The organism is Saccharopolyspora phatthalungensis (genome assembly GCF_014203395.1).
Classification (GTDB): domain Bacteria; phylum Actinomycetota; class Actinomycetes; order Mycobacteriales; family Pseudonocardiaceae; genus Saccharopolyspora; species Saccharopolyspora phatthalungensis.
The window spans coordinates 5,759,730-5,778,570 of sequence record NZ_JACHIW010000001.1; the positions used below are offsets into that span (position 1 = coordinate 5,759,730).

General features: G+C 69.1%; 15 protein-coding genes. 7 read left to right on the forward strand and 8 right to left on the reverse strand.

Annotated features, from left to right (window positions below):
* Nucleotides 1–42 precede the first annotated feature (42 nt).
* The 4 genes from BJ970_RS26340 to BJ970_RS26355 all read left to right on the forward strand — a co-directional run bounded on the left by BJ970_RS26340 (nucleotide 43) and on the right by BJ970_RS26355 (nucleotide 2,656).
* Nucleotides 43–621 carry a sensor histidine kinase gene (locus tag BJ970_RS26340; protein ID WP_184728690.1) on the forward strand — a complete coding sequence of 193 codons (579 nt, stop codon included), beginning with the start codon at nucleotides 43–45 and terminating at the stop codon, nucleotides 619–621.
* A 28-nt stretch (nucleotides 622–649) separates the two neighbouring features.
* Entirely contained in the window at nucleotides 650–1,300 is a 651-nt protein-coding gene (locus BJ970_RS26345) for a response regulator (protein ID WP_184728691.1), read from the forward strand.
* A 235-nt stretch (nucleotides 1,301–1,535) separates the two neighbouring features.
* Nucleotides 1,536–2,030 (forward strand): Lrp/AsnC family transcriptional regulator, encoded by a 495-nt coding sequence (locus BJ970_RS26350; protein WP_184728692.1) that lies wholly within the window; start codon nucleotides 1,536–1,538, stop codon nucleotides 2,028–2,030.
* A complete protein-coding gene (locus tag BJ970_RS26355) occupies nucleotides 2,030–2,656 on the forward strand; it encodes a LysE family translocator (protein WP_184728693.1) in 627 nt (208 codons plus the stop codon). Before BJ970_RS26350 ends, BJ970_RS26355 begins: the two co-directional genes overlap by 1 nt.
* A 104-nt stretch (nucleotides 2,657–2,760) precedes the next feature.
* Here the strand turns inward: BJ970_RS26355 and BJ970_RS26360 are convergent, their stop codons facing one another.
* The 5 genes from BJ970_RS26360 to BJ970_RS26380 all read right to left on the reverse strand — a co-directional run bounded on the left by BJ970_RS26360 (nucleotide 2,761) and on the right by BJ970_RS26380 (nucleotide 8,900).
* Nucleotides 2,761–4,095 (reverse strand): DUF8614 domain-containing protein, encoded by a 1,335-nt coding sequence (locus BJ970_RS26360; protein WP_184728694.1) that lies wholly within the window; start codon nucleotides 4,093–4,095, stop codon nucleotides 2,761–2,763.
* Nucleotides 4,096–4,172: 77 nt separating this feature from the next.
* On the reverse strand, nucleotides 4,173–5,120 hold the full coding sequence (locus BJ970_RS26365) for a GNAT family N-acetyltransferase (protein WP_184728695.1): 948 nt from the start codon (nucleotides 5,118–5,120) through the stop codon (nucleotides 4,173–4,175).
* Nucleotides 5,121–5,152: 32 nt separating this feature from the next.
* A complete protein-coding gene (locus BJ970_RS26370) occupies nucleotides 5,153–6,376 on the reverse strand; it encodes an MFS transporter (protein WP_184728696.1) in 1,224 nt (407 codons plus the stop codon).
* Nucleotides 6,367–7,539, reverse strand: coding sequence for a GNAT family N-acetyltransferase (locus tag BJ970_RS26375; protein WP_184728697.1), 1,173 nt, complete (start codon nucleotides 7,537–7,539; stop codon nucleotides 6,367–6,369). The genes BJ970_RS26370 and BJ970_RS26375 overlap by 10 nt, the downstream gene beginning before the upstream one ends.
* Entirely contained in the window at nucleotides 7,518–8,900 is a 1,383-nt protein-coding gene (locus tag BJ970_RS26380; protein ID WP_184728698.1) for a methyltransferase domain-containing protein, read from the reverse strand. The genes BJ970_RS26375 and BJ970_RS26380 overlap by 22 nt, the downstream gene beginning before the upstream one ends.
* 722 nt (nucleotides 8,901–9,622) lie before the next feature.
* On the opposite strand from BJ970_RS26380, the gene BJ970_RS26385 reads away from it, so the two are divergent.
* On the forward strand, nucleotides 9,623–10,498 hold the full coding sequence (locus BJ970_RS26385; protein WP_312864415.1) for an alpha/beta hydrolase-fold protein: 876 nt from the start codon (nucleotides 9,623–9,625) through the stop codon (nucleotides 10,496–10,498).
* A gap of 32 nt (nucleotides 10,499–10,530) precedes the next feature.
* Here the strand turns inward: BJ970_RS26385 and BJ970_RS26390 are convergent, their stop codons facing one another.
* The 3 genes from BJ970_RS26390 to BJ970_RS26400 all read right to left on the reverse strand — a co-directional run bounded on the left by BJ970_RS26390 (nucleotide 10,531) and on the right by BJ970_RS26400 (nucleotide 14,438).
* On the reverse strand, nucleotides 10,531–11,370 hold the full coding sequence (locus BJ970_RS26390; RefSeq protein WP_312864472.1) for an alpha/beta fold hydrolase: 840 nt from the start codon (nucleotides 11,368–11,370) through the stop codon (nucleotides 10,531–10,533).
* A 79-nt stretch (nucleotides 11,371–11,449) separates the two neighbouring features.
* Nucleotides 11,450–12,463 carry an aldose 1-epimerase family protein gene (locus BJ970_RS26395; RefSeq protein WP_184728699.1) on the reverse strand — a complete coding sequence of 338 codons (1,014 nt, stop codon included), beginning with the start codon at nucleotides 12,461–12,463 and terminating at the stop codon, nucleotides 11,450–11,452.
* A gap of 160 nt (nucleotides 12,464–12,623) precedes the next feature.
* A complete protein-coding gene (locus BJ970_RS26400) occupies nucleotides 12,624–14,438 on the reverse strand; it encodes a glycoside hydrolase family 2 protein (RefSeq protein ID WP_184728700.1) in 1,815 nt (604 codons plus the stop codon).
* Nucleotides 14,439–14,644: 206 nt separating this feature from the next.
* Between BJ970_RS26400 and BJ970_RS26405 the strand changes: the two genes are divergently transcribed.
* Both BJ970_RS26405 and BJ970_RS26410 read left to right on the forward strand, forming a co-directional pair.
* Nucleotides 14,645–16,366: an AMP-binding protein gene (locus BJ970_RS26405; RefSeq protein ID WP_376775087.1), complete on the forward strand. Its 1,722-nt coding sequence runs from the start codon at nucleotides 14,645–14,647 to the stop codon at nucleotides 16,364–16,366.
* Between the two features lie 757 nt (nucleotides 16,367–17,123).
* Entirely contained in the window at nucleotides 17,124–18,827 is a 1,704-nt protein-coding gene (locus BJ970_RS26410; protein WP_184728702.1) for a glycine/sarcosine N-methyltransferase, read from the forward strand.
* Nucleotides 18,828–18,841: the final 14 nt, after the last annotated feature.

Sequence of the window (18,841 nt, forward strand, 5' to 3'; positions counted from 1 at the left end):
CACACGAGAACTCGGGGTCCAGGTTCGCGAGGTGGCACGGAGTTGCACAGCCTGTTGCACGATCTCGGGCACGGACTTGCGACGCTGTCCTATCTCGCGGACGGGCTGCGCGGCGACCCATCGCTGCCCGGCGACACGGTCCGCTGGCTGCAGATGATGGAGCTGGAGCTGGACCGGCTCAAGGAGTTGGTGGAGCTGCGGGCCGCGCAACCAGTCGTGGAGGTCTTCGCGCCGCGCGATCTGCTGGCCCAGCTCGTCGCGGTTAAATCGCTGTCCGGACCGGCCGAGATCACGCTGCACGCAGCCGAGAACCTCCGGATGCGCACCGACCAGACGTTGCTGTGGCGAATGGTGTCGAATCTGGTGGACAACGCGGTGCGGGCCGCCGGGCGCGGCGGACGTGTCGCGGTGGCCGTGCGGCGCGGCGACTTTGGTGCGGTGCGCATCGAGATCACCGACGACGGGCCGGGTTTCGGCAACGGGCCGAGCGGTTCGTCCTCGCTCGGGCTGGGCATCGTGCTGGCCCTGGCGCGTCGCTGCGGGGCCGACCTGCGAATCGACCCGGCGCCGCGCCGGGGTACCCGCGCGCGGCTGGTGTTTCCGCCCGGCTGCGCGGCCTGAGCACGGCGATCGAGGGGGCAACGACGACATGGTGGATCTGGTACTCGGCGACGATCACACGATCTTCGTCGATGCGCTGGTCGCGACACTGCCGCGGCACGGCTGCCGCATCGTCGGCACCGCCGACAACATGGCCGGTGTCGTCGCGACCGTCCGGGAGCACCAGCCGGACATCTGCCTGCTGGACCGGTATTTCGGCGACGGCGACGGGCTGAACGTGATCGGCGAGATCCTCAACGCGGGCGAGCACACGAAGGTCTTGGTGCTCACCGCCGACGGAGACGTGCAGGGCATGCGCGACGCGCTGGGGAAGGGGGCCGCGGGGTACGTGAACAAGATGTGCGGGCTGGCGGTGCTAGGCGGAGCGATTCGCGGGGTCATGGACGGCGAGGTCGTCGTCGAAATGGCCGCCTCGCGAGCACCTCGGCTGGCCGGCACGACCGACGCCCGTCGGCTCGCAACCCACCTGACCGCGCGAGAACGGCAGTGCTTGCGGATGCTCGTCGACGGCGCGCACACCACGGCGATGGCCAAGCAACTCGGCGTGGCGCCCACGACGGTGCGTACGCACGTGCAATCCGTGCTGACCAAGCTCGGTGTGCATTCCCGGTTGGAGGCGGCGTCCTTCGCGATGCGGCACAACTTGCTCGACGACGAACGAATGCTCGTCGCGGGCTGACCGCTGGGGGTCCGTGAGTCCCTTTGGCGACGGTCCGGAGGGACTCACGGTTCGAAACGTGACCGCTCGTGAGCGTTCGTGCTAACGAGCGGTCCTTTGCCGCACTACCGCTGCCGAGGTAGTTGACCGCTCACCGGGGTGCTTCACCCGTACTGCCCGGTAGTCAACGAGTCGTTTGTATCCTACTCTATTGTCCTAGGAAAGATTCGTGTTAGCGGTGAAAGGCTAACGATCTGTGACTCAACTCGATGAGGTTGACCTGCAGTTGTTGACGCTGCTGCAGGAGGACGGGCGCAGTACGCACGCCGCTCTTGGCAAGGCTGTGGGGTTGACGGGGCCGTCGGTGTACGCGCGGGTTAAGCGGTTGGAGAGCGAGGGGGTGATTCGGGGATACAGCGCGATTGTCGCGCCGGGGAGTGTGGGGCAGGCGCTGGTGTCGTTCATCCGGGTGGGGACGGTGGCTTCGCACGACGAGCAGGAGCCGTTTGAGTCCTACGTGCGGGAGAGCAAGGCGATCGTGGAGTGCCATGACGTGGATGGGGAGGACAGCTACGTCCTGAAGGCGCGTACTGGGTCGCCGGACGAATTGCGGGCTCTGCTGGCCGAGATCAGAGCGTTGCCCGGGGTGACCCGGACGGTGTCGTCCATCGTTTTGTTGACACTCAAGGAGATCCGCGGGGGCGCACACCTGGCCGAGCCTTGCCCGCCCGGCGTGGGGAGTGGTGGGTGATGGGGGAGATCCTTTGGCTGGGCGCGCTGCTCGGGGTCGGCGCGGCGTTGTCGGTGGGGCCGATCTTCGTGACGATCCTGCAGGAGGCGGCGGCTCGGGGATTCTGGGACAGCTTCAAGGTGATCCTGGGGTCGGCGACGGCCGATCTGGTGCTGCTGGTGCCCGCGTTGGCGTTCGCCTGGGTGATGGTGGCGGTGGCTGAGGCCCAGGTCTGGGTCAGTGCGGTGGGGGCGGTGTTGTTCTTGGTGTTCGCGGCGCAAGCCGTGCGGGACAGTCGGGTGTTGTGGCGGGGTAGTGGGAGCAAGCCGATCGAGGGGTGGGCGTTCTGGAAGGGGGTTGCCAGCAACCTGGCCAATCCGCTGACGTGGACGTTCTGGGTGGCGACGGGGACGCCGAGCATGGTGCGGGCGCAGGAGGTGGGGGGCTTGCCGGGGGTGGTCCTGTTCACGGTGACCTGGTTCGGCGTCGCCTCGGGGTTGGAAGCGGTGATCGCGTTCGCGGTCGCCGGGTCAGGGAAAAAGGTCGGAGTGCGGGGGCAGGCGGTGATGACGGCCCTGTCGGCGTTGATCTTCGTCGGTTTGGCGGTCGTGCTGGTGGTGCGGGACGTCGCGCCGGTGATGGTGTGAGTGTCGTTCTCTGCCGCCGGGTAGGCACGCCAGAGCGGCGTGACTTCCACAGTGGACGCCGGCCCGGGGTGCCCCCGCTGGGCGCGCCCCGGGCCGGCCGCCGGTCAGGCGAACACGTAGGACAGATCGGTCGGGTGGCTGGCGAGGCTGCCCTCGAACCGGGCCGCGGCGCGCTGCCCGGCCCCGATCGCGTCGAACAGCGGGTCGATCCCCGCCCGGTCGCCCTCCCACAGCACCGCGTGGATGGTTCTGATCAGCTCCGCGATCGCGGGCTCGGCCTGGGCCAACCACGCCTTGGAGCCCGCGGGCAGGGTGATCCCGCGCTCGCCGAGCCAGCCCAGCTCCAGGGTCGCGGCGACGCTGTCGGCGAAGTCGCTGGCCCGCCGCGAGAGGTACCGGATGTGCTCGGCGCAGAACGCCACCCCGAAGTCGTCGCGGTCGCTCAGCGCCGCGGCGGTCAGCACGCCGTGGCAGTCGGCGTAGGTCTCCTCCAGCGCCATGGCCATGAACGGCCCCAGCTCCTCGCGCACCGCCGCCCCGGTATCCGGCCGGTCGGCGCGGCGCCAGAAGTGGCCGAAGTCGTGGCCGCGGAACCACACCAGCAGGCTGTCGACCAACCGGCCGGGGGCGTGCCGGGCGGGCTCGTTACCCAGGGCAGCACGCAGCAGCGGCACCGAGCACCGGCCGACGCGTTCCTCGAAGACGTTGCCGAACACGACGGTGAAGTCGCGGCCCAGCACCGAGCCGCCGGGGGTCTCCAGCGGGAAGAAGTGGGCGAAGTTCTTGTGCCCGAAGGCCGACTCCCCGCCCACCAGGACCAGCTCGCCGATGTGCATGTCCGGCTTCTCGTCGCACAGCCGCGCCGGCCCGCCCAGCGCGCGGCCCGCGAGGTCGGTGACGGTGGCGAACGCGGCGTCGGTGTCCGTGATCACCCGCTGCCGGTCGGCGTCGGGGACGACCACGAGCAGGCTTAACGGGTCGCGGGCCGTCCGCGGGCTCCACGTGCTGAGCCTGCCGCAGTAGAGCCACGGCTGGTCGCCCGTGGGCGGCTCGACGATGAACGGTTTCCACTCGCCGGTGGCCGCGTACAGGGCGAACAGCTCGGCCGACGCGGAGACCGTGTCGGCCAGGGCCGCGCGGCCCCCGGCGCGCTCGATCTCGGCGACCGACCACAGTGCGCCCGCGACGCGGCGGGCCAGCTCCAGTCGCACGCCGTCGGGCCCGTCGCCCGGCGGGGTGACCCCGGCGTCGACCATGGCGTAGCAGTCGAGCAGCGACTTGACCTCGACCAGCCGCGACCACGACCCCGGGAACGCCGCCCGCAGCCGCGCGTGGCCGGGGTCGACCCGGAACGCGGTCGTCGTCGGCTGGTCGCGATGCCAGTATGGGCTGGTCGAGTCGATCTCCAAACGCGGTGTGACGCTCAGTTCGATAGACATGGCGTAGTAGTCCCCTTCAAGGACCTTGATGGATGGTTCGGCTCCGGCAACTGCGGTGGCGGTCGGCCCCGGGCGGATCACCCGTGGCCGACGCGCCGCACCCCGACCTCGGCCAGGAACGAGGCACGGTAGGGGCTGGTATCGACCTCCTGGCCCGCGGTGAGCACGTCCAGCCGCAGCGGGGTCTTCTCGTCCACGGGCTCGGCGTGGTCGGCGGGCAGGTGGTAGGAGATAAGCAGGGACGGGTCGGTGAGGGCGGACAGGCGCAGCACCCGGACGGCCTCGTCGGGCTCGTCGTCGGAGGCGAACATCCGCGCCGGGATCGGGGTGAACCCCAGCCTGCTTTTGGCGCCGAAAAGGCCGGGCTTGGCGATGTGGCCGTAGAGGGCGGGGTCGGTACCCAGCGAGACGGTGCCGAAGCCGAGCTCGCGGGCGGCCTGGAACACCTGCATGTACATGGCCCGCACCAGCCGGTTGCGCCTGCTGTCCTCGGCCGTGGTGACGAAGCGGATCTGCACCGTGGACAACTCCGGCCGCTTCCAGCACACGCAGCACCCGAGCAGGGCGCCGCCGTCGACGGCCCGCACGAGGAAGTAGTCCCCGCCGAGGTCCAGGATGTCCTCGCGCTGCTGGCGGGCGAACGGGACCCCGTACCGCATCCCGGCGATTTGCCGGTCGTACAGGACGAGAAACGCGTCGAACGACTCCGGGTCTAGCGGGTCGGTCGTCCGCAACTCGATGCCGTTCTCCGAGGTGAAGCGCGAGCCCAGCCGGACGTTGCGGCGCTCGTTGACCGACAGCCGGCTGAGAAACTCCTCCTCCGAGCCGCAGGTCGGCGACAGCCAGGTGATCCACGCGGGTTTGACCGCGAACCCGGCCCGCGCCAGCCGCGCCCAGTCCGAGGGCGCCGGGTCGACGACGCGAACCAGGTCGACGTCGGCGGAACGGGCCGTCCAGCGCGCCGCCAGCGCCTCGGCGGTTGTGACCCGGCCGGTGGTGAGTCCGTGGGCCCGTTCGACCTCCACGTGCGTGCCTCCTTTGTGTGGGTTCACGGCGGTCATCCGGCGGCTAACGGTTCGGGGGTCGCGGGGAGCGCGCGGCGAGCCCGGCGCGGGGCGGCGAGCACCAGCGCCACCACCCACAGGCAGGCGAACCCGCCCGCGACGGCGAAGCTCCAGCCGTAGTGGCCGGTCAGGGAGTAGCTCAGCCCGCCGAACCAGGTCGCGAAGGCCGAGCCGATGGCGCTGGCGATGTGGACGGTCCCGGTCGCCGCGCTCAGCGTGGGCCCGGCGAACAGGTCGCCGACCGCGGCAACCCGGCAGCCGATGGTGCAGCCCACGGACAACCCGAGGAGCACCACCGCGCCGGTCAGCAGCAGCGGGCCGGGCAGCAGCCACAGCACGACCAGGCCGGCCAGGAACAGCGCGGCGCTGCCCACGGCGACCAGCTCCCGGGACCAGCGGTCGGAGATCGCGCCGCCCGCCAACTGTCCGGCCGCGTAGCTCAGCCCGGCCAGGCCGAGCATGAAGCCGGACAGCGAGGTGCCCCAGCCCTGCGAGGTCAGGTACGGCACGACCGTCTGAAAGGTGAAGAAGTCGGTCACGCTCGCGGCCAGCGCCGCAGTGCAGGCCAGCCACAGGACGGGGTTGCCCAGCGGGCGCCGTGGCCGTGGCTCGACCGGCTTCTCGGCCGGCAGGGCCGGCGCGGGACCGCCCAGGCCCCGGCTGGCGCGCAGGAAGACCAGCGCCCCGGCCAGGCCCAATGCCCCGCCCGCGAGGTAGCCCACCCGCCACCCCGCCTGCTCCACGACGAAGCCCAGCACGGTGAACAGCAGGAAGTCGCCCACACCGAGGCAGGCGTAGGCGATGCCGGTCGCCTTGCCCCGGTCCCGGTCGTAGGAGGCACTGATCAGCACCTGGCTAGCCACCACCAGCAGGGTCGTCGTGGCCGCCAGCACCAGGACGTAGATCGCGTAGAACTGCCACAGGCTGCTCAGCAGCGCGCACGCGGCGACCGCGGCGGCGAACACCGGGAACGCCGCGGCGATGACCCGCCGCGGGCCGAAACAGGCGACGAGGCGGGCCCCGGGCGGCGCGGCCAGCACGCTGGTCAGCAGGTAGAACGCGTACATGCCGGAGGCGTCGGCGCGGTCGAGCCCGAGGTCGACCACGAACGCCGAGTAGAAGATCGAGAACCCCTCGACCACCCCGAAGACCACGCCGAGCACCAGACCGGCCAGCAGCGCGGTCCGCCAGCGGTGCCACACCGCCGTCACATGCATAGCCCCGCCTCGGCGCGGAACCGGGGCGCGCCCACGAACTCGGCGGGGGGAGCGGCCTTGTCGGCCAGGTACGCCTCGGCGATCCGCTCGCGGGTGCGCACCGCCGCGGACAGCACCGCCGAGCCGTCGGCCAGGAGCTCCCGGCCGCGCTCGGTGCCCGACCGGAACCAGGAGACCAGCAGTCTCGGATGGAAGCCCATCCGCACCTTGAAGCCGTACATGCTGCGGCCCATCTCGATGCGGCGCACCCCCAACCGCTCGGCGAGGCGCAGCGTGTGGGCGTAGAGGACGTGGTAAGTGCCGTACTCCTTGTGGTGCTCGTAGTCCAGCCCGGCGATCCAGGCGTACAAAGTGGACTCGTGGTGCAGCAGCACGAACCCGCCGAGCAGCCGGTCGTCCTTCCACACCGTGGTGAAATGCACATGGTCGCGCAGGTGCTCGAAAATGCTGCGCAGGCTCTCCGGAGGGTTGATCGACGGCACGCCGTGACGGGCGCACACGTCCTCGACCAGCTTGGCGAACCGGTTGAGGTGGTCGGGGTCCGCGGCGAACTCGACCCGCGTCCCCAGCGACTCCGACCGGCGCACCAGCCTGCCGAACTCGCGACGCACCTTCGGCCGCAGCCGCGCGATGTGCGCCTCGGCCGTGCCGGCGAAGTCGACCCCGCTGGCCGCCTCGGTGTACATCGGCGTGAAGCCGCGCGCGGCCAGCTCCGGGCCTAACGCGTCGCCCTCGGGGACGCCGGGGAACCCGTAGAGGGGCGTGTCCAAGGACTCGGCGACCTCGCCCATGGTGGCCACCAGCCCGGGGGCGACGACCGGGGCCGGGTCCAGCGAGCAGATGCCGTTGAAGTAGGAGTACCAGGAGTGCCCGACCAGCATCCGGGTGTGCAGGATCGGGTGGTCGAAACCGTAGTCCGGACCGTAGCCGGTGTAGTGCGGGTCCTCGGCTACCTCGTACATCGGCGCGACCGCGCGGAGTTCCCCGTCCCGGCGCCAGAGCAGGTGCCGCACGGCGAACAGCGGGGCGGGCGGTGCCGTCTCGTAGGAGCGCAGCCACTCGTGGGTGTGGAACACCGAGCCGCCGGACAGTGCAACGACCCGGTTCCACTCCTCGGCGTCCACGCGGTCGATGGAGTCGATTACTTCCCAGGCACCAGCCATAAGTTCCTCACCGGGCTCGGGTGGTCCGTGCCACCGCGGAGTTCTAGGGCCTTGCGGTCGCACAGCACCCGCGCGACCAGAGAGAGCGCCAGGCACAGCGCGGCTTGCTGGGGCGCGTCGTCGCCCGCCATCGCCGCGGCGATGGCCAAGGGGCTGCGCCCGTCGCGCAGTTCCGCGCGCACCTCGGGGAGCCGGTCCACGACCAGCGCGGTCGCCGCCGAGCCGTCGAGCGACCAGAACTCGTCGGGCAACTCGCGCAGCCGCAGCCCGGTGGCCGCGGCGATCTCCACATCGGACACCGTTTCCGCGCCCGCCCGGTAGCGGGCGCCGGGCCGGTGGTCGGCCCCGCCGAGGACGTGCCGCCGGACTCCGGAGCCCGCCCGGGTCACGTGCAGCGTCGAGCAGTGGTAGTGGTCCCAACCCCGGTCGAGGCAAGCGCGTTGCAGCAGGTCGAGCACCTCTGCCTCGGTGTGCCCCGGGTTCAGCTGCGCGGCGCGCGCGGCCGTGATCGCGTTGCGTATCAGGACGGGCACCGTGGAGTCCGTTACAACCGAGATGTCGGCGTCCGGCGGCAGGATGCGCTCCAACTCGTCCAGGGCCATCGGCTCGCTCGCCGTCCCCAGGGACTGAAACCGCATGACCAGTCGCCGCGCGCGCGATCCGGCGAACCACTCCCAGAGCGCGCGGATCAGCGCCAGCCCGTCGGCGCCCGCCGCCCCGGCCGCGGGGTAGGCGAGCCCGTCGGGCACTGGCACGCCCGGCAGGTTGGCGATCACCCAGTCGACGTCGCCGGAACCGATGTCGCGGAAGTCGCCGCGCTCGGCGCGGCAGCGCGCGGGCGGCCCGTTGAACGCGGTGGAGATCGCCGTCGCGGTCATCGCGCTGTCCAGGATGTCCAGCCCGACGACCTCATCGGCGGTGCGCGCTGCGGCGAGCATGGCGATGCCCGAGCCGCAGCCGACGTCCAGCACCCGCCCGCGCGGTCGGGCGGCCAGCACGGCCGCGGTGTAGCGCAGCGACTCGTTGCCAACATGCACCTCGTCGCCGCCGTGGCCGTAGTCGCGGTCGGCGGCCACGACCAGCCCGCGGAAGGCGGTCGCGCGGAACCGGCCGGGCACGAGCAGGTCGCCTTCCTCCGTGCAGAACCCGCTGCCGAGCAGCAAGTCCACCGCCGCGGCGTCGAGCGCCGCTGCGGGCGCAGGCTCACCGTGGTGCATCAGCCGCAGCAGCGCGGCCACTGGCCCGTCGGAGGCCGGATCGGGATCGCCCATCGGCAGCCACGGCTCCCACACGTCAGCCTGCCGGGACCGAACCAGGTCGACGAGCGCGCCGAAGCCGAGCAGGGCTTCGTTGGTTTGCACAGGTGTAGCCCCCAGGAAGTAGTCCGTTCGCGCGCCGACGCCGAATCGCGCGCGGCGCTGGACAACCCGAAATCGGGTTATCCGTGAGAAATCGCGAAAATTGTTCTAAGCCGAGCTCGCTTGATCACAGGAGATCGTGGCCGCGCCGCGCGCGCCCGAATCCCGTGGAAGTCATGAGTCCCCCTTTGACGCATGTGAACACGCCAGTAACCGCCCCAGTGGTGATCTAGAATTTACTCGCGTGATCAAGCATCCGGCAAGTGTCGGCCGTCACGCGAGACTGGTCGAGCAGCGAAGGCGCAGCTGAGGGCCGCAGATGACCACGCATATTCACCCGTTGGCAGTAGTGGCGGCACCTCCGGTAGCCGGACTGAAAGTGGGCATATCGAAATGTGGCTTGCCCCTGCTGGAGCCTTTCGGATTCGAACTTACGGCCGTGTTTTACGCGGTTCGAGAGGATCCGGACATGAAGGTCGACACCGCCCAGACGGCCCGGTCTCAACCACACTTCATAAATAAAGCGGAAAGGAAGCCGCCCATGATGAAATGAAATCAGCTACGAGACCCGACGGCAGGGTGGCGATGGTGCGGGCGGGTTCGTGGTGTGCGATTACGGCGCGGGATTGGCAGTTGCTGCCCTGCTCGCCGCCCCCTGCGGTCCAAGGAACGGTCGAACGGGGCGATACGCTGCTGAACCGCATCAACCGGACTACGGAGGTGGCGTGGCGCGCAAACGGACCTTCCGACGGCGTCGCCTGCCGCTGGCGGCGTTGCTGGTTGCGGGCCTGGCTGGTTGCGCGACACCGCCCCAAACCGCACCGGCGGTCGAACCGGCTCTGCCGGCACAGGATGTGCCGGTCATCCGGGCGGAGTACGTGCACTCCGAGCACCGCCAGGCCCCGGTGCAGCTCTACCTCGCGTATCCGGCCGGACTGGAGTCCACTGTGGACCTGCCGATCGTGCTCTACCTGCACGGCCGGGACGGCGTGCGACCGACCCCAATCCCGTACGACACGCTCGCGGCCTTGGAGCGACTGCACCGCGAGGGCTCGATCCCGCCGTTCGGCTTCGCCGTCGTCGACGGCGGCTACAACCCCTACTGGAACGACGGATCAGCCAACGGCGAACTCGCCGCGATGCTCCACGAAGAGCTGCCGCGCTGGTTGCGCGAACGCGGCATGGGCAACGCCGACGGGCTGCCGTTCGCGGTAGCGGGCATCTCCACCGGAGGCTTCGGCGCGCTGAATTACGCGGCCGAACGCAACCGGTCCGGCCAACCGGTTGCGGCGGTGGCCGATGTCGCGCCCGCCCTGCCGCTGACCTGGGATCACATGCGGGAGAAGAACGCCTTCGCCACGGAAGAGGAGTGGCAGAGTGTCGATCCTCTGCGGCGCCTGGAAGACCTGGCGGACGTGCCCGTCGGCGTCTGGACCGGCGACGAAGACCCGTTCCTGCCCGGAATCCTCCGCCTGGTCGAGCAACACCCGAACACCCCGGTGGTGACGATGCGCCCAGGAGGTCACGACCCAACGGTCTTCGAAGCCATCGGCGGCGAGTTCGTCGGTTTCCTCGCCGACGCCCTACCCACCCTCGACTGACGCCGCCGGCGGTTCCGCCCAGCCACAGGCGTTTATTCCGGATGGGACACCAGGTGTTGGAGGAGGAGGCGGGTGAAGGTCTCCGGGGTCTCCTCCGGGATCCAGTGGGAGATGTCCTCCAGCATTTCGAACCGGTACGGGCCGGTGACGTGATCGGCCGTGGCCATGGCGGCCGTCGATCCGATCGCGACGTCTTCGGTGCTCCAGACGTACAGCGTCGGCACCGTGATCGGGCCGATCTGGCCGCCGCCGAGGCGCGTGGCGCGGTACCAGTTCAGCGCCGCCGTCAACGCGCCCGGTTCGGTCAGCCGCTGGACGTAGTCGTCGATGTGGTGCTGGGGCACGCCCGGGTAGTAGATCTGGCGCAGCTTCTTCGCGTTGTCCGCCAGCAGCGCCTTCTCCGCACCGGCGGACTGGAAGGCCTGGGTGTAGGCCGAACGCTGGTGCTGGTCTTCGTCGTTGCGCACCGCGTCGCCGAACGGGTCGAGGTGCGGTACCGAGACCGCCGTCAGGGTGCGGATCCGGTCCGGGTGCGCCGCCGCCATCGTCCAGGCGACCGCCGCGCCCCAGTCGTGTCCGACCAGGTCGAAGCGCTGCCAGCCGAAGTGCTCGGCGATGGCCAGCACATCGCCGAGGAGTTCCTCCATCCGGTAGTCGGCCACCTGCTGCGGCCGCACACCGGGGGAATAGCCGCGCTGATCCGGGGCGACCGCGAAGCACTCGGCACCGCCGAGCACCGACAACTGCTCGCTCCACTGCACCGCCGCCTCCGGGAAGCCGTGCAGCAGCAGCACCGGACGGCCGTCCTCGGGACCGGCCGCCAGCGCGTCGAACTTCCCGGCAGGAGTAGGGATCTGGATGTACTCGGCCACCCGGCCACTGTACTGGTCGGCGAAGCGGCCGATCATCGGCCGCGGCGGCACCGCACCGGCATGGTGCGGATCCGGCCGGTCAGTCCGCGATCCGGTAACCCCAGCTACCGCAGTGGGACTCGCCCGGCCGCAGGACGATCAGACCGTCGCCGGTGACGAACGCGTTTGGCGCGCAGGTCATCGGCTCCACGGTAATCCCGGCTCGCTTCGGCCGGTCGGTCGGCGGGCTGTCGTCGGTGTAGACCTGCAGGTAGCCGTGCGTCGGGTAGACCCAGAGCTCGGCCGTCACGCCGTCCGGACGGGCCAACCGCACCACCGCTTCGCCGCCGGGTCGGCGGCGCAGGCCGGTGAACGCGGTGTCCATTTCGGTCGACCCGATCCGCCGCGGCGACCGGAAGTCGTACTCGGTTCCACCGACCGGGGCGGTGCCGGTCGGAATCAGCCGGTCGTTGACCAGGTAGTAGGTGTCGGCGGGCAGCTCGAAGACGATGTCGTCGATGCGGTCCCCACCGGCGGCGAGGTAGGTGTGGTTGGCGGTGCCGAACGGGGCATCGGTGCTGCCGACGTTCTTCGCGCTCAGCGTGCTGCGCACTCCCGTGGCGTCCACTTCGTACTTGATGCGGAACGCCAACCGGAACGGGTAGCCGTATTGCGGCGGGAGCAGGTACTCAAGGACCACGCCGTCGCGGTCGTGCCGCACCGGCTGCCACTCCACGAAGCTCATCAGCCCGTGCAGTGCCGCATCCCGCTTCGGCTCGTTGATCGGAACCTGCAATTCGCGGCCGCCGAAGGTGTAGCGGCCGTGGTCGATCCGGTTCGGCCAGGGCAGGATCGTCTTGCCCCGGTAGCCCTCGCCGACGTCGTCGGCCGGATGCGTCAGCAGCAGCTCCACACCGTCGACCTGCCAGGAGAGCAGCGTCGCCGCCACCCCGGCGATCACCGCGCGCTGCCGCTCCGAGCGGATCTCGTACAGCCGACCGTTCGCGGTCTGCGCGCTGCCGGGCGGCTGAGCGGCGGTCTGCCCGGCGAGGGTGACGGCGGTGGTCGCACCCGCCGCGGTGGCGAGTGCGGCTCGTCGAGTTATGCGTCGCATCCTGAACCTCCTGGAGATGACGAGGCCAAGCGCCGATCACCCATCGTGATCCCGTTCCACTGTGGCCGGAAGGGCGGCCGGTCCGCCAGTCCTCCCGGTCCGCCGATCGTCCCGGTCCGCCGATCGTCCCGGTCCGCCGATCGTCCCGGTCCGCCGATCGTCACAGGGTGCCCGCGTCGATCACTGCCCGGTTGTGGGCGTGGACGACGTCCAAATCGGGTTTGCGGATCCGTCGGTCGTAGGTGAAGAACCCGTTGACCTCGTTCTCCACGTCCGTGGTCTGGGTGTAGATCGCCGCGGACAGCCCGCGGCTTTCGACGATGCGCGCCAGGTCGCGGCTGACCTCGGCGTAGCGGTCGGTGAGCCGGGCGCGGCTGGTGGTCATCTCGTACGCGCCCGGCTGCCCCGGCCAGAGGTGGCCCTCCTCGACCAGCCCCAACCCGCCGTACTCGCCGTCCACCGACGCCCGCGCCCCGCGCGCCTCGGGGCTGCCCGGCCCGACGTAGGTGTGGTCGTCGTAGATGTCGCCCGCGCCGCTGTCCGGCAGCGAGTAGCAGCAGTTCACGCCGCTGCTGGCGTCGATCAGCCGGGTCGGGTCGGTGTGCCGGACCAGCTCGGCGATCGCCGCGGTCTCGAACTCGCCCCAGCCCTCGTTGAACGGCACCCACGCCACGATCGACGTGACACTGCGCAGCTGGTCGATCATCGCGGTGAGCTCGCTGCGGAAGTGCGCGCGGGCCTGCTCATTCGGCGGCGGGTTGCTGCCCGGCGGGTCGGTGAGATCGATCGGCAGCGACGGCATGTCCTGCCACACCATTAGGCCCAGCCGGTCTGCCCAGTTGTACCAGCGGGCCGGTTCGACCTTGACGTGCTTGCGGACCATGTTGAAGCCGAGCCGCTTGGTCTCGGCCAGGTCGAACCGCAGCGCCTCGTCGGTCGGCGCGGTGTAGATCCCGTCCGGCCAGTAGCCCTGGTCCAACGGCCCGTGCTGGAACAGGATCCGCCCGTTGAGCGCCATCCGCGGGCGCCCCTGTGGGTCCTTGAGCAGCTCGACGGTGCGCAACCCGGCGTAGCTGCCGACCGCGTCCACGGTCCGGCCATCGCTGCCCAGGAGCCGGACCGAGATGTTGTAGAGGTAGGGGTCCTCGGGGGTCCACAGGTGCGGATCAGCCACCGGCAGCCGCAATGCCTCGTCGGCCGGACCGCTCGCGCGTGACACCTCGCGGCCCTCGGGGTCCAGGACGGCGGCCTCGACCCGCTCGCCCGCGCGTGCCGAAGTCCTTGCGGTCAGGTTGAAACCGCCGAGATCCGGGGTGATGTCGAGCTTGGCGATGTGCGCGTCGGGCACCGGCTCAAGCCAGACCGTCTGCCAGATGCCGGATGCCCCGGTGTAGAGGATCCCGCCGGGCTTGTTGCGCTGCTTACCCACCGGATACGGGTTGGCGTCATTGCGGTCCTCGACGACCACCACGAGTTCCTGCTGGGTGCCCGGCTTGATCGCGTCGGTGATGTCGGCGCTGAACCCGGTGTAGCCGCCTTCGTGCACCGCTACGGTCCGGCCGTTGACCGTCACCTCGGCCTTCTGGTCCACCGCGCCGAAGTGGAGCAGTAGTCGCTGCCCGGCCCAGTCCGGCGGCACCGCGAAGGTCCGCTGGTACCGCATGTGGTCGTCGTGGCGCTGGATCCCGGAAAGCCCGGATTCGGGTGGATAGGGCACTAGGATCTGCTCGGTCGCCTCGGCCGGTGGGGTGGATCCGCCGCCGTAGCTCCACAATCCGTTGAGGTTCAACCAGCGTTCGCGGGTCAGCTGCGGGCGCGGATATTCGGGGAGGGCGTTGTCCGGCCCGACCTGGTCGGTCCACGGCGTGGTCAGCGGCGGCGGCTTGAGGCGCCACGGGGTGGCCGCCGCGGCGGCTGCGGGAATCCCCGATGCGGTGGCCAACAGCGTGGTGAGCAGCAGGGCGCGCAGCAGCACAAGTGCCTCCAGACCGACTTGTCGGCAAGGTGACGGGAAATCACCATTAATCGACAACAATGACCATGCCCGCACGCACAGTCAACGCGGGCGAAAGAACCTCCGCAAATCGGAGCAAGCGGCATGGATCGGTAAGGCTCCTGAGGTTACGTTGTTGGCCCGCTCAAGCAATCCGGCGAAGCTGCCGAGTCCAGGAGGAAGTGCACGTGACGGTCAATTCTCCACCCGAGCAAGGCACCGCGACCGAGGAGTTCCGGGCCGCCCGGGACTTCCTGCTGCGGCACCGCGAGGACTACGACACCGCGCGCGCCGAGTTCGACTGGCCGCGGCCGGCCGAGTTCAACTGGGCGCTGGACTGGTTCGACACGATCGGCGAGCGGCGGGACGGCATCGCGCTGTGGATCGTCGACGCCGACGGCAGCGAGCACCAGGTGTCGTTTCGCGCCATGACGCACCGTTCCAACCAGGTGGCCAATTGGCTGCGCGGGCTCGGTGTGTCCCGCGGTGACCGGCTGGTGCTGATGCTCGGCAACCAGGTCGAGCTGTGGGAGACGATCCTGGCCGCGATGAAGCTGGGCGCGGTGATCATCCCGGCGACCCCGCTGCTCGGCCCGGCCGACCTGCGCGACCGCATCGACCGCGGTCGGGCGCGGCACGTGGTGACCACGTCGGCCGATGCGGCGAAGTTCGCCGACGTGCCCGGCGACTACACGCGCATCGCCGTCGGCGAGTCGGTCCCGGGATGGGAATCCTATGCGGACAGCGCTGCCGCCGAGGAGGGGTTCACGCCGGACGGTCCCACCCGCGCCGACGACCCGATGCTGCTCTACTTCACCTCCGGCACCACGGCGCAACCGAAACTGGTCGAGCACACGCATGTGTCCTATGCCGTCGGTCATCTGTCCACGATGTACTGGATCGGGTTGGAGCCGGGTGATGTGCACCTGAACATCTCGTCGCCGGGCTGGGCGAAACACGCGTGGAGCAACGTCTTCGCGCCGTGGAACGCCGAGGCGACGGTGTTCATCTACAACTACACCCGCTTCGACGCCGCAGGGCTGATGACGCAAATGCAACGCTGCGGCATCACCAGCTTCTGCGCCCCGCCGACGGTGTGGCGGATGCTCATCCAGGCAGATCTCAGCACGCTGGCCACGCCGCCGTCCAAAGTGGTCGGTGCCGGGGAACCGCTGAATCCGGAGATCATCGAGCAGGTGCGGCGCGCGTGGTCGGTGACCATCCGGGACGGGTTCGGCCAGACCGAGACGAGCGTGCAGGTCGCCAACACGCCCGGCCAAGCGGTCCGGCCCGGTTCGATGGGCCGCCCGCTGCCCGGCTTCGAGGTGGCGCTGCTCGACCCGGTCACCGGCGAGCCCGCCGATGAGGGGGAGATCTGCCTCGCGTTGCAGCCGCGGCCGGTGGGCCTGATGACCGGCTACGCCGACGACACCGAGCGTAGCGCCGAGGTGACGCGCGCAGGTCACTACCACACCGGCGATGTCGGGGCGCGGGACGCCGACGGCTACATCACCTACGTCGGCCGCACCGACGACGTGTTCAAGGCCTCCGACTACCGGATCTCGCCGTTCGAACTGGAGAGCGTGCTCCTGGAGCACGAGGCGGTGGCCGAGGCGGCGGTGGTTCCGTCACCGGACCCGATCCGGCTCGCGGTGCCGAAGGCCTACGTGGTTCTGGCCGGGCGGCACGAACCTACGCGGGAGACGGCGCTGTCCATCCTGCGCTTCGCACGTGAGCACCTCGCCCCGTACAAGCGGGTGCGGCGGCTGGAGTTCTACGAATTGCCGAAGACGATCTCCGGCAAGATCAGGCGTGTGGAACTACGCGGCCGGGAGAACGAATTGCACCGGTCGGGGGGTGGCGCCGAGGGCGAATTCCGCGAAGAGGACTTCCCGGAGTTGACGGGCTGACTCCGGACGGGGGATTTTGCGGTGGCACGTGCTCATAGCGCGTGCCACACTTTCTCCTGAGCTGATCCGGCGATGATCTTCCCGCCGGCGTCTCAGCAGGGGGAACGTGGTGCGAGCCTGACGGGGGGGAGGGCAGTGGATGAAGACCGGTGGGCCGGGCCTGGCGGTACGAAAATGGTTCGCGCCGGAGCGGCGGGCATCGTAACATCCGTGCTCCGCGGCGCGATAGGAAATACTGAAAACAGAAAAGTCAACCGCCCCGACGCCTAGTCTTAACATTTTTGTCGGCACTCGCGGTTGTGCAATTTTCGGTTGTTGTGGTACGGGGTGCGCGCGCTAGTATACACAGTTTGCTGACGTTCCGCACTTGCGTGATTGTTATCTGTTCCGAAAATGCGTTGAATCGGCGCAGGTAGCGGCGCATTTTTTCACCCAGGGTGACAATCCCAATCACGCAATCATCGCATTTCAGTGATTAGTGTCACACGTTCGTACGCTTGCTTTGCGATCTCCTTCGCCTAGTTTGGTTAACCGACGCAGAAATATCGCGTCAGCGCTGGTTGGCAAAGGTGCCGACCGGGCGTGATCGGCGTAGCTGTTGCGGCCTTGAGCATTTCTCGGCTGCCCGCGCCGGTCCTGGCGTTGCCTTTTTCGCAGTGGCGACCCTACACGGCCACGAGACGATCTCGGGGCACGGATTTGTGCGTACCCGAGTCCTGCGGTGGCGCATGACCAACGTGAGTGGTGGGAGTGAAGAATGGCCAAGAGCGTGGACGATCTTGCCTCAAGCGAGCGCCCCGGATCGCCGGATACCGCTGATCTGGTGGCGCGCGAGGAGCAGGTGTTCGGCGAGAACCCGTTGGAAGTGCGCGAATCTGACCACTACACCCACGAGTACGTCGGCGGTTTCGTCGAAAAGTGGGATGAGCTGATCGACTGGAAGAAGCGTTACCAGAGCGAGGGCTCGTTCTTCATCGACCAGCTCAAGGCCCGCGGCATCCGCTCGGTGCTCGACGTGGCCACCGGCACCGGGTTCCACTCCGTGCGGCTGCTGGAGGAGGGCTTCGAGGCGGTCAGTGCCGACGGCAGCCCGCAGATGCTGGCCAAGGCATTCAGCAACGGGCTTACCTACGGCGGGCATATTCTGCGCGTGGTGCACGCCGACTGGCGTTGGCTGAATCGTGACGTCCACGGTGAATATGACGCGATCATCTGCCTGGGCAACTCGTTCACCCACCTGTTCTCCGAGCGAGATCGGCGCAAGGCGCTCGCCGAGTTCTACGCGATGCTCAAGCACGACGGCGTTTTGATCATCGATCAGCGCAATTATGACTCGATTCTGGACAGCGGGTTCTCCTCGAAGCACACCTATTACTACGCCGGTGAGGACGTTTCCGCGGAGCCCGATTACGTGGACGAGGGGCTGGCGCGGTTCAAGTACACGTTCCCGGATAAATCTGAATTCTTCCTGAACATGTATCCGCTGCGGAAGAACTACATGCGGCGGCTCATGCGTGAGGTCGGTTTCCAGCGGATCGACACCTACGGTGACTTCCAGGAAACCTACCATGACTCCGAACCGGACTTCTTCATCCACGTGGCGGAGAAGAAGTACCGGCCGGACGAAGAACTGTCCGATGTGTACTCCACCGCGGTGCACACCGCCCGCGACTACTACAACTCCGAGGACGCGGACAACTTCTACTACCACGTCTGGGGCGGCAACGACATTCACGTCGGCCTCTACCGGACCCCGGAGGAGAACATCGACGCCGCCTCGCGGCGCACCGTCGAGCAGATGGCCGGCAAGGTCCGGATTACTCCGGAGACCCGCATCCTGGACATCGGTTCCGGCTACGGCGGCGCCGCCCGTTACCTGGCCGGCACCTACGGCTGCAAGGTGTCCTGCCTGAACCTCAGCGAGGTCGAGAACGCCCGCAACGTCGAGTTCAACCGCGCCGCCAAGCTGGACGAGCTCATCGAGGTCAAGGACGGTTCCTTCGAGGACATCCCGTTCCAGGACAATGCCTTCGACATCGTCTGGTCGCAGGATGCGATCCTGCACAGCGGCGACCGGGAGCGGGTGCTGGAAGAGGTGACCCGCGTGCTCAAGGGCGGGGGTTCCTTCATCTTCACCGATCCGATGGCCGCCGACGGCGCCAGGATGAAGGACCTCGGGCCGATCCTAGACCGGCTCAACCTGGACACGATGGGCTCACCCGGCTTCTACCGCCGCGAGCTGGCCCGGCTCGGGCTGCAGAATTTCGACTTCGAGGACCTGACCGAGCACCTGCCGACGCACTACGCGCGGGTGCTGGAGGTGCTGGAGAGCCAGGAAGCGGAGCTGGCGGACCGGATCAGCGACGAGTACCGCACCAAGATGAAAACCGGGCTGAAGAATTGGGTGGCCGGTGGAAAAGCAGGCAACCTCGCTTGGGGCATTATCCACGCCCGCGCCTGAACCCCTCCCCCCAT